General features: G+C 70.1%; 14 protein-coding genes. 8 read left to right on the forward strand and 6 right to left on the reverse strand.

Annotation, left to right across the window (positions count from 1 at the left end):
• Positions 1–80: 80 nt before the first annotated feature.
• Entirely contained in the window at positions 81–1,016 is a 936-nt protein-coding gene (locus CQ047_RS06475; protein ID WP_105673463.1) for a DMT family transporter, read from the forward strand.
• Positions 1,017–1,043: 27 nt separating this feature from the next.
• Here the strand turns inward: CQ047_RS06475 and CQ047_RS06480 are convergent, their stop codons facing one another.
• Complete coding sequence (locus CQ047_RS06480) at positions 1,044–1,829, reverse strand: GntR family transcriptional regulator (RefSeq protein ID WP_146114277.1); 786 nt, start codon at positions 1,827–1,829, stop codon at positions 1,044–1,046.
• Between the two features lie 557 nt (positions 1,830–2,386).
• Between CQ047_RS06480 and CQ047_RS06485 the strand changes: the two genes are divergently transcribed.
• Entirely contained in the window at positions 2,387–2,593 is a 207-nt protein-coding gene (locus tag CQ047_RS06485; RefSeq protein WP_067356903.1) for a cold-shock protein, read from the forward strand.
• Positions 2,594–2,823: 230 nt separating this feature from the next.
• On the opposite strand, the gene CQ047_RS06490 is transcribed toward CQ047_RS06485, so the two are convergent.
• Entirely contained in the window at positions 2,824–3,489 is a 666-nt protein-coding gene (locus CQ047_RS06490; protein ID WP_105673465.1) for an HAD hydrolase-like protein, read from the reverse strand.
• A 130-nt stretch (positions 3,490–3,619) separates the two neighbouring features.
• On the opposite strand from CQ047_RS06490, the gene CQ047_RS06495 reads away from it, so the two are divergent.
• The 3 genes from CQ047_RS06495 (at position 3,620) to CQ047_RS06505 (ending at position 6,753) form a co-directional block, all read left to right on the forward strand.
• Positions 3,620–4,483: a carbon-nitrogen hydrolase family protein gene (locus CQ047_RS06495; protein ID WP_105673466.1), complete on the forward strand. Its 864-nt coding sequence runs from the start codon at positions 3,620–3,622 to the stop codon at positions 4,481–4,483.
• Positions 4,480–5,907: an APC family permease gene (locus CQ047_RS06500; RefSeq protein WP_105673467.1), complete on the forward strand. Its 1,428-nt coding sequence runs from the start codon at positions 4,480–4,482 to the stop codon at positions 5,905–5,907. The genes CQ047_RS06495 and CQ047_RS06500 overlap by 4 nt, the downstream gene beginning before the upstream one ends.
• An 81-nt stretch (positions 5,908–5,988) precedes the next feature.
• Positions 5,989–6,753, forward strand: a complete 765-nt coding sequence (locus CQ047_RS06505; protein ID WP_105673468.1) for a FadR/GntR family transcriptional regulator — start codon at positions 5,989–5,991, stop codon at positions 6,751–6,753.
• Positions 6,754–6,783: 30 nt separating this feature from the next.
• Here CQ047_RS06505 and nucS read toward each other — a convergent pair whose 3' ends face one another.
• Both nucS and CQ047_RS06515 read right to left on the reverse strand, forming a co-directional pair.
• Positions 6,784–7,479 (reverse strand): endonuclease NucS, encoded by a 696-nt coding sequence (gene nucS / locus CQ047_RS06510; RefSeq protein ID WP_105673469.1) that lies wholly within the window; start codon positions 7,477–7,479, stop codon positions 6,784–6,786.
• 56 nt (positions 7,480–7,535) lie between these two features.
• The gene (locus CQ047_RS06515; protein ID WP_105673470.1) at positions 7,536–8,447 is read right to left on the reverse strand and encodes a GAP family protein; all 912 of its coding nucleotides are present in this window, start codon (positions 8,445–8,447) and stop codon (positions 7,536–7,538) included.
• A gap of 117 nt (positions 8,448–8,564) precedes the next feature.
• Between CQ047_RS06515 and CQ047_RS06520 the strand changes: the two genes are divergently transcribed.
• Positions 8,565–9,758, forward strand: coding sequence for a sensor histidine kinase (locus tag CQ047_RS06520; protein ID WP_258132509.1), 1,194 nt, complete (start codon positions 8,565–8,567; stop codon positions 9,756–9,758).
• Positions 9,755–10,408: a response regulator transcription factor gene (locus CQ047_RS06525; RefSeq protein WP_105673472.1), complete on the forward strand. Its 654-nt coding sequence runs from the start codon at positions 9,755–9,757 to the stop codon at positions 10,406–10,408. The genes CQ047_RS06520 and CQ047_RS06525 overlap by 4 nt, the downstream gene beginning before the upstream one ends.
• 240 nt (positions 10,409–10,648) lie before the next feature.
• Here CQ047_RS06525 and CQ047_RS06530 read toward each other — a convergent pair whose 3' ends face one another.
• Positions 10,649–11,881, reverse strand: a complete 1,233-nt coding sequence (locus CQ047_RS06530) for an MFS transporter (RefSeq protein WP_105673473.1) — start codon at positions 11,879–11,881, stop codon at positions 10,649–10,651.
• Positions 11,882–11,940: 59 nt separating this feature from the next.
• Here CQ047_RS06530 and CQ047_RS06535 point away from each other — a divergent pair, with 59 nt between their 5' ends.
• Positions 11,941–13,005: a LacI family DNA-binding transcriptional regulator gene (locus tag CQ047_RS06535; protein WP_105673474.1), complete on the forward strand. Its 1,065-nt coding sequence runs from the start codon at positions 11,941–11,943 to the stop codon at positions 13,003–13,005.
• A gap of 142 nt (positions 13,006–13,147) precedes the next feature.
• Here the strand turns inward: CQ047_RS06535 and CQ047_RS06540 are convergent, their stop codons facing one another.
• Complete coding sequence (locus CQ047_RS06540) at positions 13,148–14,641, reverse strand: hypothetical protein (RefSeq protein WP_105673475.1); 1,494 nt, start codon at positions 14,639–14,641, stop codon at positions 13,148–13,150.
• Positions 14,642–14,730 lie beyond the last annotated feature (89 nt).

The following is a 14,730-nucleotide window of genomic DNA, read 5'->3' on the forward strand; positions in this document are numbered from 1 at the left end:
GCCGATACCCGCCAGCGCTCCGCATGGCAGCGGTTCAGGCTGGACGCAGCGACGCAGGACGTCGATGCGGAGGAGAGCGGATGCCGAACACGGATGCAGTCACGGGCGCCACGCAGATCAGGCGCGGCGGCGTGCTGCTGCAGTTCATCCTGCTGGCTCTCACCTGGGGTGCGAGCTTCCTCTTCGTCGCCATCGCGCTGACCGGGCTCTCCCCTGCGCAGGTCGTGCTCGGCCGGCTCGTGGCCGGAGCGCTGGCGCTCGCGGCGGTCTGCGTCATCGGCCGTCATCGACTGCCGTCGCCGGGCATGATCTGGGCGCACCTGCTCGTGGTGGCGCTGCTGCTGTGCGTCATCCCCTTCCTCCTCTTCGCGTGGGCGCAGCAGGACATCTCCTCCGGTCTCGCGAGCATCTACAACGCGACGACCCCGTTGATGACGGTGCTGGTGGCGCTGGTCGCGCTCCGTGAGGAGCGTCCGACCAGGACGACCCTGCTCGGGATCCTCGTCGGCTTCCTCGGAGTGGTCGTCGTCCTCGCACCGTGGGAGGGACTCGGCGCCGGATCCGTGCTCGCCCAGCTCGCCTGTCTCGGCGCCACTCTCAGCTACGGCATCGCGTTCGTGTACCTCCGCCGGTTCGTCACGCCGCGCAGGCTCGGAGCGATACCGGTCGCGACGGTGCAGGTCGGTCTCGGAGCGGCGGTGATGCTGGTGCTCTCTCCGGTCGTCGCTCGCGGAGAGGTCGACCTGTCGACTCCCGTCATCGTCGCGGTGCTCGCCCTCGGCGTTCTGGGGACGGGCGTGGCCTACGTCTGGAACACGAACATCGTGACCGCGTGGGGTGCCACCAACGCATCCACGGTGACCTACCTCACGCCGGTGATCGGAGTGGCTCTCGGCATCCTCGTGCGGGGCGAGCACATCTCCTGGAACGAGCCGTCCGGAGCTGTGGTGGTGATCCTCGGCATCGCCGTCAGTCAGGGGCGGCTGCGCCGACGGACGCGCGCAGTCGCGATCTGAGCCGGTTGCCGCCAGCGTCTCCGCGGATCAGCCGAATCCGAGGTCGGGCACTGCGCTCTCGTTCAAGGGGCGGAGGGCATCGCCGCCGTCGGAGCGTCCGACGCGGGAGAAGAAGGCGACCCGGTCGGCCCGCAGGGCCACGGTGGAGAAGCTCAACGCCACGCCCTCCTCGTCGTACATCACCTGTTCCAGGCTCAGCAGCGGACTACCAGGCAGCACGCTCAATCGCGTGGCCACCGACTGGTCCGCGAGCATCGCGCCGATCAGGAACTCGGAGGACGACAGCCGCAGTCCGCCGTTGTGGAGGAACTGGTAGATGTTGTGGCCGAACGGCGCGGTCTCGAGGCTCGCGGCCTTCGGCAGGGCGAAGTAGTTCGTGGAGACGGCGCTCGCGTAGTCGGCGGGGGCGGCGAGGTACTCGACTCGCAGCACCTGCGGGCCGGCTTCCGGCATCCGCTCCTTCGCCACCGGAGGTGTGGGGATGATCGTGCGATCGACAACGCGCGGATAGGTCGACTGCTCCGGGATGACGTCGACGCCATGGAACTCGTACAGACCGAAGACGGATCCGATGTCGGCGTGCGTGCCCACCCCGTGGGTGCGGCTGACCACGCCCGTCTCCTTGAGCTGTTGCAGCACGTCTCGGACGACGGCGCGGCTGACGTCGTAGTCGCGCATGATCTCGAACTCCCGAGGGAGCTTCCCCTCCGGGAAGTCTCCGCGCATGATGGCGGCACGCAGCATGAGCGCGAGTCTCCGCCGCTCGGCATTGCCGCCAGCCTCGCGGAACTGCGGTGAGGAATCTCTCAGCACGACCACATTTTATGGGCGGTCGCGTCCGCAGGGTACCCCTTCGTCGACGGGGATTCCAGGCCTGTTCTCACCGGTGACGTGATCGTGGCGAGATCGTCATCCGTCCCCTATGGTGTAGGTGCGTGCACAGGGGAATCGATCGTCTCCGTCTTTCCCCAGAAGACGGGAAGCCTTCCCCAGAGGCAAGACGGTCCGTGCATGCGATTGGGCCCTCTCGAGTAGTTCAGTCCCCAATGGGCTGCTCGAGGGGGCCGCTATCGTTCCGCTGAGATTTTTCGAGAATGTCCCCCAAATGGGGGACAAAACCTCTTCGGAGGGGGTACGCTTATTTCTGACGCACCCTCCGGTCGTCTTCGGCCCTCATCGCTCCCCCCGCGGTGAGGGCCACACAATTTTCCGGGTGTCTTCCGCGGGATCCTCTGTGACGCGGTGTGACGGCTCGTGCAACATTTCTGTTACGGGCTGACCCCGGCCCTTCCGCTCAGCTGCTGCTCCACTAGCGTTAGCGATGTCGGTGCATCCTGCGTCGGCTTCTTTTCCAGCAGAACAGGCAGTACATGAGCACCCAGGGCACGGTCAAGTGGTTCAACTCGGAGAAGGGCTTCGGCTTCATCTCCCCCGACGACGGCGGCGCTGACGTTTTCGCGCACTACTCCGCCATCCAGTCATCCGGCTACCGGTCTCTCGAAGAGAACCAGCGAGTCGAGTTCGATGTCGCGCAGGGCCCCAAGGGCCTGCAGGCAGAGAACATCCGTCCTCTCTGAGGAGCGGACGCACCAAGGACTCCCCGACCGGGGTCGCAGCTTCAGCGCGGCCACCGGCGGGGAGTTCTGTGCTTTCCGAGGTGTTGCAGTTTCGGGCTGAGTTCGCGCGTTCGGGCTGAGTTCGCACGTTCGGGCTGAGAATCGGCGCGGATTCCTCCTCCCGAGGCGGAGTTCTCCTCCTGAACGGGCGGCGCACCGTCTCCCTCCGAGAGGGCGGTGCATCGACGGAGTCAGACGAGAAGCAGGGCCTTCAGCTCGTCGGGGGATGACACGCGGAACGCGGCATCGTCTCCCTCGTGCTCGTCGCTGAAGCCCCATTCGACGAAGATCACGGGCACCCCGTTGACGTTCCCGCCCTCGACGTCGTGGTGCCGGTCGCCGATCAGCACGGGGCGCGAGGTGTCGGCGCCGCGCTCGCGGAGCCGCTTCAGCGCCTCGACGACGATGTCGGCCTTCGACGCCAGGGTCGCCTCATCCGGCGTCGCCCCCACCGTGGCGAGGAAGTACGGGCGGAGGTCGAAGTGGTCGACGAGGGCGTCGACCTGGTTCTCCGGCTTCGAGCTCGCGGTCGCCTGCGGCACCCCGGCGGCGTGGAGTTCGCGGATGATCTCGGGGACGTCGGGATAGGTCGCGACGTCGGTGGTGTACCCGTCGGCCTTGCCCAGTGAGCGGTAGAAGGCCACGGCATCGGCGGACTCCTCGGGGGTCATGCCGGCCTGGACCTGGAAGGACTGGAACATCGGCGGGCCGATCCAGTGCACCAGGTCGTCCCTCGTCGGCGCCGGGTGCCCGAAGTGCGTGAGCGCGACGTTCAGGCGGCGGAGGATGCCGACCGAGGCGTCGATGATGGTGCCGTCGACGTCCCACAGCACGCAGGTATAGGGGGAGTGGGGCATGCCTCCAGCCTACGGGCACCGTCTCCGCCCGGATGGCCGCGGACGGAGTCTCGTCGTTCGCCGAGAACCCTGGGCGGGGGCCCGAGGTTGACCCTGGACGGGAAGGCCCTGCGTGACTAAAGTGTTCGCAATGAGCTATTCAAACGGACTCACTGTCGCCGTGCTCCAGGCGGAGGGCGTCGGCGCCGACGTCGAGGCGAACTTCCGTCTCATCCGCGAGGCGGCGCGGGATGCTGCGGCACAGGGCGCGCAGCTCCTCATGACGCCCGAGATGTACCTCACGGGCTACAACGTGGGAGCGCAGCTGGCCGATGTCGTGCGGGACGAGCTCGTCGACGGTATCCGCGACATCGCGCGGAGCGAGGGGATCGCGCTCCTCGTCGGCACGGGACTGCCCGCTGCGGCGGGCATCTCCAACTCGGCCGTCCTGGTGTCGGAGCACGGCGATGTCGTGGCGCGCTACGACAAGACCCACCTCTTCGGTGATCTGGATGTCTCGCTCTTCGAGCCGGGTGACGCCCTCGGTCCGATCGTCGAGCTGCACGGCGTGAGGATCGGCCTGCTCATCTGCTACGACGTGGAGTTCCCCGAGACGGTCCGCGCGCTCGCCTCCGCCGGCGCCGACGTCGTGCTGGTGCCCACGGCCCAGATGGCGCCGTACCAGTTCATCGCGGAGCACGTCATCCGCACCCGCGCCTGGGAGAACCAGGTGTACGTGGCCTACGCGAATCGCATCGGCTCCGAGAAGGAGCTGGACTACGTCGGACTGAGTTCGATCGTCGATCCCTCCGGACGTGTCATCGCCGCCGCCGGCCCGGAGGAGCGCGCGCTGCTCCTCGCCAGGATCGACCCGGCGGAGGTGCGCAGCGCTCAGGCGCGCAATCCGTATCTTCGGGACCGGCGCCCAGGACTCGTCGTCGCCCCCGACCCCCAAGGAGCCGGCATGACGCCCGGCATCCGAACCCGGATCACGACCGAGAGGGACAGTTCATGAGTGCAGATCAGACGACCACGGAGCACCGGCTCCGCGGCAGGCTCGGCACCGGCTCGATCGTCTTCATGGTGATCGCCGCGGCCGCGCCGCTGACGGTGATCGGCGGCAACGCTCCGATCGCGATCGGCCTGGGCAACGGCATCGGCGCCCCGGTTGGTTTCGTGATCGCGACCGTGGTCCTGCTGCTGTTCTCCGTGGGCTTCGTGAAGATGACGCCGCACGTGAAGGAGGCCGGCGCGTTCTTCTCCTATGTGACGAAGGGGATCGACGGCCGGACCGGTCTCGGGACGGCGTTCGTGTCGCTCCTCGCGTACACCGCCATCCAGGTGGGGATCTACGGCTATCTCGGCTGGGCGGTGGACGATCTGGTGCAGCACTTCGGCGGCCCGTCGATCCCCTGGGGCGTCTACTCCCTCGCCGCCGTCGCGCTCGTCGCCGTGCTCGGATATCGGCACATCGACCTGTCGGCCAAGGTCCTCGGCATCGCGCTGGTCCTGGAGATCGGCGTCGTCATCGTGCTCGACACCGTCATCTTCGCGACCGGAGGCGCGGAGGGGATCGTGTGGGACACCTTCGATCCGGCGAACGCCTTCGCGCCGGGGCTCTCGGTCGCCGTGCTGTTCGCGCTGACCGGGTTCATCGGGTTCGAGGCGACCGCGGTGTTCCGAGACGAGGCGCGGGATCCGGAGCGGACGATTCCGCGGGCGACGTACCTCGCCGTCATCATCATCGGCGTCTTCTACTGTCTGTCGTGCTGGGCGATGGTCGTGGGCGGGGGTCGACAGGGGATCGTCGATCTCGCGACGGCGACGCTGGCGGGAGAGGCCAACATGCTCACCGACATGACCGGTCGCTATCTCGGCTGGCTGGTCCAGGACATCGTCCAGGTGCTGCTCGTGACGAGTCTCTTCGCCTGCGTGCTCTCGTTCCACAACGTCATCGCCCGCTACCAGTTCGCCCTGTCGCGCAAGGGCGTCCTCCCGGCGCGCTGGGGCACCGTGCACCCGCGGCACCACTCGCCGGCGGTGTCGTCGCTCGTGCAGACGGTGACGGCGACGGTCATCATGGTGGCGTTCATCATCGGAGGCGTGGAGCCTCTCGTCGGAGTGTTCGGCTCGATGGCGGGGGTCGCGACCGTCGGGATGGTGCTCCTCATGCTCATGACGAGCATCGCGGTCCTGGTGTTCTTCCGCCGGCATCCCTCACTGCGGGAGGGACACGTCGTCACGACGGTGCTGGTGCCCGCCGCCGCGGTGATCGGCTTGATCGCCGCTGGGTGGGTCGTGCTGTCTAACTTCACGCTCGTGACCGGAGGCAGCGTCGGACTCTCGGTGTTCCTCGCCTGCCTCCCGCCGGCGGTCTTCCTCCTCGGGGTCGCGCTCGGCGGGGGCAACCGGCTCGCGGAGGCGCGGCAAGAGGGTTAGGCGGGCCCGGCGACGCGGGCGTACCCTCGGTGGAAGTGCTCGGGATCCGATGCGGGCGCGGATCGACACAGAGGGGCGCCGATGACCGAACGAGCGGAGCGCGACGTCCTGGCCTCGGGCCCGCTGGACGGGGTCCGGCCGCTCAGCGCGACGGACGCGGTGCGCGCACGGATCCTGTTGGCGATCGAGCTGGGACTGCTCAAGCCCGGCGAGCAGCTGCCGCCGCACGAGAGCACGGCCCGGGCGCTGAACGTCAGTCTGATGACCCTTCGGCGCGTGTTCGGCACACTCGCCGACCAGGGGATCCTGGAGCGCCGCCGCGGCAGGGGCGGCGGGACGTTCGTGAGCGACCCGATCGATCCGCGGACGTGGCAGGAGGACGACTCCGTGCGCGGATTCCGCGACAGGACGTCGACCGTGATCCAGCTGATCGACGAGCGCGCGCTGATCGAGTCCGCCCTGGCGGCGGAGGCGGCAGGAACCGTGCGCGACGGAGCGAGAGCACGGGCGCTCGACGAGGCGGCGCAGGCTCTGGAGGACGCGGTGGCTGCCGCCGACTGGGCGGAGTTCCATGACGCGGATCGCGCGTTCCATCGTGCTGTCGCCTCGGCCTCGGGTCTCGACTGGGCTCTCGCCGAACACAGCCGCATCGCCGACCAGCTCTACGACTACTTCGTGCCGTACCCGATCGCGTACCTGCGCGACAGCAACGACGAGCATCGGCGCATCCTCGCGGCGATCGAAGAGGGAGATGCCCTCGGGGCCGCGCGGACCGCGCGGGCGCACGTCCTGGAGCTCAAGAGGTCGATGTTCATCGCCGAGCGCCCGGACGGACAGGGGCGTTGATCTCCTGACCGCGACGCGGGCGGCAGAGCATCAGAACAGGCGCGGCGCGCCCGAATCGATCCCCTTCATGTCGTCGTAGTCGAGGACGAGGCAGCGGATGCCGCGATCCTCCGCGAGCACGCGAGCCTGAGGCTTGATCTCCTGCGCGGCGAAGATGCCGGTGATCGGGGCGAGGTGCGGGTCGCGGCCCAGCAGCTCGAGGTAGCGGGTGAGCTGCTCGACGCCGTCGATGTCGCCGCGGCGCTTCACCTCGATCGCGATGGCCGCGCCCTCGGCATCCCGGACCAGCAGATCGACGGGGCCGATCGCCGTCGGGTACTCGCGCCGCACGAGCGTGGTCCCCTCGCCCACGAGCTCGACCTGCTCGGCGAGGAGCCGCTGCAGATCCGCCTCGACGCCGTCCTTCTGCAGGCCGGGGTCGATGCCGAGGTCATGGTTCGAGTCGTGGAGGATCTCGTAGATCTGCACGCGCAGCGCGTCGCCGGTCTTCTTGTGCGTGACGCGCCAGACCTCGACGACACCCGCGCTGGCCTCCTCTTCACCGGGCTCCTCGGGCGAGAGCGAGCACGGCGGGCTCATCCAGTTCAGCGGCTTGTAGCTGCCGCCGTCGGAGTGCACGAGCAGACTTCCGTCTCCCTTGTGCACCAGCAGGCGCGTGGCGAGAGGGAGATGAGCATTGAGCCGCCCGGTGTAGTCCACGGAGCAGCGGGCGATGACGAGACGCACCCGTCGAGCCTACTTCGTCGCGACCGCGTCCGGTCGCGCCGGACCGTCGGGGCCGGTCACCGGTCGAGCATGGTCCCGATCGCATCGAAGATCCCGAGCTCCGTCGCGGCGGAACGTGCGATCAGGAAGCCGATGATGCCGAGGATCCAGGCGGTGTTCTCGGCGCCGGTGCGTTCCATCCACGCGGCGAAGCGCTCGAGCGGCCGCTGCACCAGAGGGGCGGCCACCATGCGCAGCACGAGGAGGACGACGGCCGGGGCGACCATGAGAGCGCAATAGCCCACCAGCGCGAGCACGCGGAACGGCGTGCTCGCCCCGGCATCCGCGAGCATCGTCATCGCGACGATGTAGGGGAGCATCGTCGCGACCTCCACGAGGCCCGCGGCGATCGCGACCGCCATGACCGCCGTTCCTCGGGTGCGAGGATCCAGCAGGCGCTCGCGCCATCGCGTGATGCGTCCGGACGACGGGGCGGGCGCAGGGACGGCGCCGCCGGCGGGAGGAGCAGCGGCGGGAGGAGGGGTGAGCGGATCGGTGCGCGCGGCGGATACGGCACCGCCGGATGCCGCGGCATCGGATGCCGTATCGGGTGCCGTACCGGATGCCGTGGCGCCGGATGCCGTGGCACCAGAGGACGCGGCCTCGCGGGCCTTCGAGCCGGTCGGCATCGCGAATGCGACGACGAGCAGCGCGGCGCCGACGATGAGGCGCACGATCAGCCCCGCCGAGGAGGAGAGGAAGTCGGAGGCGACGTCGACGAGGTTGACCAGACCCCAGAGGAAGAGGAGTCCGACCACGAGGTAGAACGCGGCGATAGTGCCGAGGTAGAGCAGGATGCGTCCGGCCCGTACGCGACCCGGGCTGAGGAGGAGGAACACGGGGATGAGCAGCGTGCCGACGCTCAGCCCGTCGATCAGCGCCAGAAGGGCCAGGGAGAGGGGGAGCGGGAGTCCGCCGAAGAGTTCCATGCGACCAGCCTCTCCGCGCTCGCCCCCGCGCGGATCGGGCGAAGGTCGCGGTCGCATTCGCCGCTCCTCATACCTTGGTCGGATGCGGGGAACGGCCAGCCGTGGTTGCATGAACGCATGGAGGAGGCGAGGGTCGGCGGCATCCGCGAGTGGTATCTGTCGCATCGGCGGCCGGTCGACGCCCTCCTCATCGCCCTGCTCAGCGCGCTCGCCGCGTTCCTCGGTTTCAGCGGCATCTGGAGCATCTTCTCGGTGCTCCCCGCGGATGCCTCTCCCTGGTGGACTCTGGCGACGGCGCTCCCCGCCTGCATCCTCGTCCTGACCAAGCACCGCGCTCCGTGGCTCTCGCTGATCGCCGCGACGGTCGTGTTCGCGGTCGACCTGTTCACCACCGGCGGGCTCGGCCCGCTCGTCGTGCTCCTCGACGTGCTGTGGACGGCGGCGTTCCTGGCCTCCCCGCGGGCGCGGCGCAGGATCCTCATCGCCATGATCCTCAGCGTCGTGGTGCTCTTCGTGGTCGCGCTCCTCGTGTCGGAGGCTTCGGCCCCCACGGCGTTCCTGGTGGCGGTCCAGTTCGGGGCCTTCGTCGGCACCGACTACTGGTGGGCGGTCGCCGTGTCGCAGGCGAACGAGCTCGCCGACCTCCACCGCCAGCGCGCAGAGGAGGCGGCGGCCGCGGCGGTGCGGGATCGTGCGGAGGCCGTGCTGCGCGAGCGGGAGACCATGGCGAAGGAGCTCCATGACGTCGTCGCCGGTCACGTGCTGGCCATGGCGATCAGGGCGGAGGCCGCACTGTCGACGCCGGCCGACGAGAGGGCCGATCGTGCGGCGCTGCAGGCGGTGCGGGATGCCGGCATCGATGCCCACGGAGCGCTGCGCTCGATGATCGCCGTGCTGCGGAGGGGCGACGGAGAGCTCTCGCCGACGCCCCGGCTGGCCGATGTCGAGGCGCTCGCCGACGATGCGCGCCGCGCGGGACTCCGGGTGCGGGTGTCGGCAGACGGCGTTACGACGCTGACGGGTCCCACCGAGCAGGCCGTGGTGCGCGTCGTGCGCGAGGCGCTGTCGAACTGCCTCCGTCACGCCGGAGGCGCGGAGGTCGATGTGACGATGGAGGAGAGGGATGCCGTGATCGCGGTGCGCGTGGAGTCCCGGGGCGGCGCGCCCCTCGTCTCGGCCGGCTACGAGGGCGGCGGCTGGGGCCTGAGCATGCTCGCCGAGCGGGTGGAGGCGCTGGGCGGCAGGTTCTCCGCGGGGCCGCACGCCGGTGGCTGGCTGGTCGAGGCGCAGCTGCCCGCGAGGCCGGTATGAGCGCCCCGACCGTGCTGCTCGCCGACGATCACGGTGCGATCCGCGCGGGCCTGCGCATCATGCTCGAGTCGCACGGCATCCGCGTGGTGGGCGAGGCCGCCGACGGAGACGTCGCGGTGCGCAACGCCGCAGCCCTGCGCCCCGACGTGGTGCTCATGGACCTCCGGATGCCGGGGCGCGACGGCGTCTCCGCGACACGCGAGATCGTGGGGCAGGGCCTGAGCGACGTCCTGGTGCTCACGAGCTTCGATGAGGACGAGCTGGTGTTCGGGGCGATCAGGGCAGGGGCGGCCGGGTTCCTGCTCAAGACCGTGGATGCGTCGTCCCTCGTCGCCGCGGTCCGTGCGGTCGCCGCGGGTGAGGGGGCGCTCGACCCCCGGGTGACGCGACGTGCGCTCGCCGCGGCGGCCCAGGGCGTGGGGAGTCCGCCCGCCGTCGCGACCTCTGCGCTGCCCGAGCTGACGTCGCGCGAGCAGGAGGTGCTCGACGGGATCCTCCAGGGGTGGTCCAACGCCCAGCTCGCCCAGCGACTGGGGATCAGCGTGCCGACCGTGAAGACGCACGTGTCGAGCGTGCTCGCCAAGCTGGGCGCCCGCAGTCGCTCTCACGCCGCCGCTCTCGTGCGTGACGGCGACTGGAGACGGCCGTGACCTGCGCCCGCGATGGCAGCGGCGGGATCAGCTGTAGAGGCAGTAGTCGTGAATGATCGCCCAGCCGAGAAGTCCGAAAGCGAGTCCCCAGGTCGTATCCCTGCACATGATTTCCTCCAAGAATCGGTTCGTGTCGAGTGGAGAGGGTGACTCCCCGCGGCCACCGTAACAAGCCGTCCGCGGCGGGGTAACCGTATTTCTACGGGTGGTTTCCTCGTCGACGTCAGCCGACCGGGTCGCCTAGCCCTGCTTCTCCGGCTCGGTCATCTCGTCGGCGCGGAGCGGCCGCGCCGCCGCCGAGAAGAGACCGGAGAGCGCGGCGAGCACCACGAGGATGTACAGGGTGTTCAGCAGCCCGATGTGCTCGCTGATGAATCCGAGCACCGGGGGGCCGCCGAGGAAGGCGATGTAGCCGATCGTCGCGGCGGCGCTCACGCGCGCCGCGGCCTTGGCTGGGTCGTCGGCCGCCGCCGACATGCCGAGGGGGAACCCGAGGGAGGCCCCGATGCCCCACAGCGCCGCAGCCACGAAGACCAGGGGCGTGTTCGGCGCGAGGATGAAGAGCAGGATGCCGCCAGCCGCCGTGATCGCGAGGATGCGCAGCACGATGACCCGGCCGAAGCGGTCGACCAGCGGACCGCCGAAGAGTCGGACCACCGTCATCGCGACCGAGAAGGTGGCGAGGGCGGCGGCGCCTGCGGCGGGACCGGCGCCGTGGTCTTCGGAGACGCCGAGCGCGAGCCAGTCGTTGGCCCCGCCCTCGGCGAAGGACATGCCCAGCATCACGACGCCGAGCGCGTAGGTGCGCGGTTCGCGCCAGGCCTCCAGCGCCACGTGCATCCGCTCGCGCCAGTGCGGCTTCTCCGCGGGAGACGGGTCGAGCGCGGCTTCGCGCACGGGGACGTTCGCGAAGCACACGACAGCCAGGACGGCGATGACGCCGGCGACGACGAAGGAGTGCAGCGACACGTTCGCGCCGAGGTGCACGGCGAGGGCGCCGAGACCCGCGCCGATCACCGTGCCGAAGCTGAAGAAGGCGTGGAACACCGGGAGGATCGTCTTGCCCATCTGCTGCTCGACGGCCGTGGCCTCGACGTTCATCATGACGTCGAGGGAGCCGTTGCCGAACCCGAACAGCACGAGGCCGATGACGACCACGGGCGCCGAGCCCATCACGTTCGTGCCCACGCCGACCAGCGTCAGCCCGACCGCGAACGTGAGCATCGTCGCGAGCATCCCGACCCGCGCACCGGTGCGCGCCATGACGGCGGGACTCGTCGAGATGCCGATGATCGACGAGACGCCCATGCCGAGCAGCAGCAGCCCCATCTGGGCGTTGTCGATGTCGAGGGCGAGCTTGATGTCGGGCACGCGAGAGGCCCAGGTAGCGATCGACAGGCCGCTCGCGAGGAAGATCGCGAAGATCGCGGCGCGCCAGCGCACGAACTGGGGGCGAGTGAGGGCGGTGTCCATGCCGGACACTCTATCGAATCGATTCGATACCGCGAAACCAGGGGAGGTATCCTCGGAGTATGAGCAGTCAGGACAGCCCGCGACGAGCGACGATCGCCGACGTCGCGCGCGAGGCCGGCGTCGCGACATCCACCGCCTCCGTCGTCTTCAGCGGCAAGGCCAAGGTCTCGGCGGGGACGCGCGAGCGCGTGCTCGCCGCCGCCGCCGAGCTCGGCTACGCGGGCCCCGATCCGCGTGCCGCCTCCCTGCGGAGGGGACGCAGCGGCATCGTCGCCGTCGTGCTCGAGGGGCATCTGCGTGCGGCCTTCCTCGACCCGGTCACCACAGCCATGATGGACGGACTGACCGACGGCCTCGCCGACCTCAGCGCCGGCATCCTGCTCATGCGCGACGACCCGGGCGAGAGCGACGGGTCTCCGCTGGCGAACGCGCCGGTCGACGCCGTGGTGCTCATCGGATGCTCAGGGCGCACCCGCGCCTCGCTCGACATCGTGCGCGGCCGGGGCCTTCCCGTCGTCGTGATCGAGGGGGACGCCGGAGAGGGCATCCCGCGGATCACGCTCGACAACGCGGATGCCGCCGCCGCGGTCGCCCGCCACGTGCGGGATCTCGGGCATGAGGATGTGGCCCTGGTCACCCTGCCGCTCGACACCGCGCGCGACCGCCTCCAGGTGACCCCGCAGCGGATCAGCACCGCGACGGTCGACGTCACGATCGACCGCCTCGCGGGCATGAGGTCGGTCTTCCCCGATGCGCCGGCGATCTCGGCATCCGGCAGCCTGATCGACGAGGGTCTCCTGGTCGGACGGATGCTGCTCGCCGACGCCGAGAGCCGCCCGACAGCCGTGCTCGCCCAGAGCGACCTGCTCGCCGTCGGAGTGATCCGCGCCGCCGAGGAGCTGGGGCTGCGAGTGCCGGAAGACCTCTCCGTCGCCGGCTTCGACGGCATCGCCGTCGACGGGCTCGGCGGGCCCGTGCTCACCACGAGTGTGCAGCCCGCCGTCGAGAAGGGGCGCGCGGCGGGCGAGCAGGTCGCGCGGATGCTCCGCGGCGAACCAGGCATCACCCAGCACCTGACCTGCCGCTTCCGCGAGGGCACGACGACCGCGGCTCCGCGGGGCTGAGGTCGGACGGGCGCTCACCGCGTTTCGTCTCGCTCCGCTCGCTCAACGACCAGCCGGGCTGCGCAGGGTTCGCAGGGATCCGCGGGCTCGGTCGTCGAGCGAGGGAGCGGAGCGACCGAGACGAAGCGCCCCGGTGCCGGCTTCAGCTGTGCGGCGGGCCGAGCGGGAGCGTCGTGGAGCCGTAGTCGAGGATGCGGTAGCGGCCGCACGGCACGACGCTCTGCGGCACGGCCGGCGTCGGCAGTTCCCACTGCACGCTCTGCGCATCCTCGACGAGGAACGAGACCTCGCCCACCGCGAAGTCGGTGCGGTTCACCAGCCAGGCGTACGCGTTCAGCCTGTTGTCGACCTGCACCAGCTGCGCAGGGTCGTCGAGGTGCGCCTTCGGCAGCCGGACGGTCCAGAACTGACCGGCGCCGGTCCGTCCCGAGGCGTTCACCCAGTCGGTCACGCAGGTGAGGTCGGAATCGGGCGCCTGCGCGGCCGCGGTAAGCCGAGGGATGCTGAGGCCGCCGGCCACGAGCAGAACGATCGAGGCGACGGCGGCCGCCTGGCGCGCGGGCCGCTCCGGCAGGCGCAGGGCGCGGGGTGCGGCGACGAGAGCGAGCAGCGGGGCGAACGCGATGGGCTGGAGGTACCGCGCCGCGTGGGTGCCGAGCGCGATCGCACCGAGCGTGACGAGCAGCGGCAGCATCCATCCCGCCGCCGCGACGAACCTCTCCGCGTCGGTGGAGGCGCGGACGGTCCTGAGCACGGCGAGCACGATGAGAGCGGCGGTGACGAGCGCGCCGAGGAGGCCCAGCGGAGTCGAGAGACGGTCGCCGAGCAGGCCGCCGTAGTAGCCGATCGACTGCATCCACAGCTCCGGCTGCGCGTATCCCGCACCGGTGTTCGCGATCCATGCCGAGAACGGAATACGAGCGAGGAAGCCGAGGGCCGTGCCGCCGACGAGCACGGCGAGCAGGAGCAGCATCCGCCCCCTCGCCCGCGGTCGGAAGAACCCGATCGCCAGGAGCACCGTGAGCGGAACCGTCGCCCACACCGCGAAGAGCGGATTCGTCAGCGTCGCGACGGCGGCGATCGGAGCGACTGCGACGACGCAGACGAACCCGGGGCGATCGAGCGCGCGTCGCATCAGACCGATGACGGCGATGACCGCGACCACGGTCGAGGAGTAGTAGGTCGTCGTGAGCTGCAACGAGGCGAGCTCCAGGGCGTCCCTCGACGCGGAGGTCTCCGTCGCGGCCAGCACCCCGAAGGCGCACAGGGCGACCAGGGACCACGCGACAGGGGCGCTCCCCTCGTGTCTGCGGCCGGCCGCGAGACGGATCACGCCGTACAGGGCGAGCAGATTCACGACCGCGTTCACGGCGAGCAGACCGTCGAGATCGAGCGGCAGCAGGCCGTCGACACCCGCGAACACGCCGGACTCCGGGAGGAACAGCACACTCGACATGGCCCAGTCGAGCGGTCCTCCGGCGAGAGCGGATCGGGCGAACATCGCGACGATCAGCGAGTCCCCGTCGCGGAAGAGGAGCTCGGAACGAGCGGATGCCGCGACCTGTCCGGCGACGGCGATCGATACGCCGAGCGCGGCGAACCAGCCGAGAAGCTCACGGGTCCAGGCGCGTCGCATGGGACAACTCTCGCACGCTCACACCTTTCACCCAGGTAAACTGGACGGACACCCGCCCGCCAGTGCCGCAAGGCCGACGAGCCCAGAGG

The sequence above is a fragment of the Microbacterium sp. MYb72 genome, assembly GCF_002979415.1.
Taxonomy (GTDB): domain Bacteria; phylum Actinomycetota; class Actinomycetes; order Actinomycetales; family Microbacteriaceae; genus Microbacterium; species Microbacterium natoriense.

Excerpts from the sequence above, each read along its gene's own strand:
- CQ047_RS06530 (WP_105673473.1), bottom strand. The coding sequence starts at position 11,881 with ATGGACACCGCCCTCACTCGCCCCCAGTTCGTGCGCTGGCGCGCCGCG.
- CQ047_RS06505 (WP_105673468.1), top strand. The coding sequence starts at position 5,989 with ATGACCGAACGAGCGGAGCGCGACGTCCTGGCCTCGGGCCCGCTGGAC.
- CQ047_RS06535 (WP_105673474.1), top strand. The coding sequence starts at position 11,941 with ATGAGCAGTCAGGACAGCCCGCGACGAGCGACGATCGCCGACGTCGCG.
- CQ047_RS06520 (WP_258132509.1), top strand. The coding sequence starts at position 8,565 with ATGGAGGAGGCGAGGGTCGGCGGCATCCGCGAGTGGTATCTGTCGCAT.
- CQ047_RS06485 (WP_067356903.1), top strand. The coding sequence starts at position 2,387 with ATGAGCACCCAGGGCACGGTCAAGTGGTTCAACTCGGAGAAGGGCTTC.
- CQ047_RS06490 (WP_105673465.1), bottom strand. The coding sequence starts at position 3,489 with ATGCCCCACTCCCCCTATACCTGCGTGCTGTGGGACGTCGACGGCACC.
- CQ047_RS06515 (WP_105673470.1), bottom strand. The coding sequence starts at position 8,447 with ATGGAACTCTTCGGCGGACTCCCGCTCCCCCTCTCCCTGGCCCTTCTG.
- CQ047_RS06540 (WP_105673475.1), bottom strand. The coding sequence starts at position 14,641 with ATGCGACGCGCCTGGACCCGTGAGCTTCTCGGCTGGTTCGCCGCGCTC.
- CQ047_RS06500 (WP_105673467.1), top strand. The coding sequence starts at position 4,480 with ATGAGTGCAGATCAGACGACCACGGAGCACCGGCTCCGCGGCAGGCTC.
- CQ047_RS06525 (WP_105673472.1), top strand. The coding sequence starts at position 9,755 with ATGAGCGCCCCGACCGTGCTGCTCGCCGACGATCACGGTGCGATCCGC.
- CQ047_RS06495 (WP_105673466.1), top strand. The coding sequence starts at position 3,620 with ATGAGCTATTCAAACGGACTCACTGTCGCCGTGCTCCAGGCGGAGGGC.
- CQ047_RS06475 (WP_105673463.1), top strand. The coding sequence starts at position 81 with ATGCCGAACACGGATGCAGTCACGGGCGCCACGCAGATCAGGCGCGGC.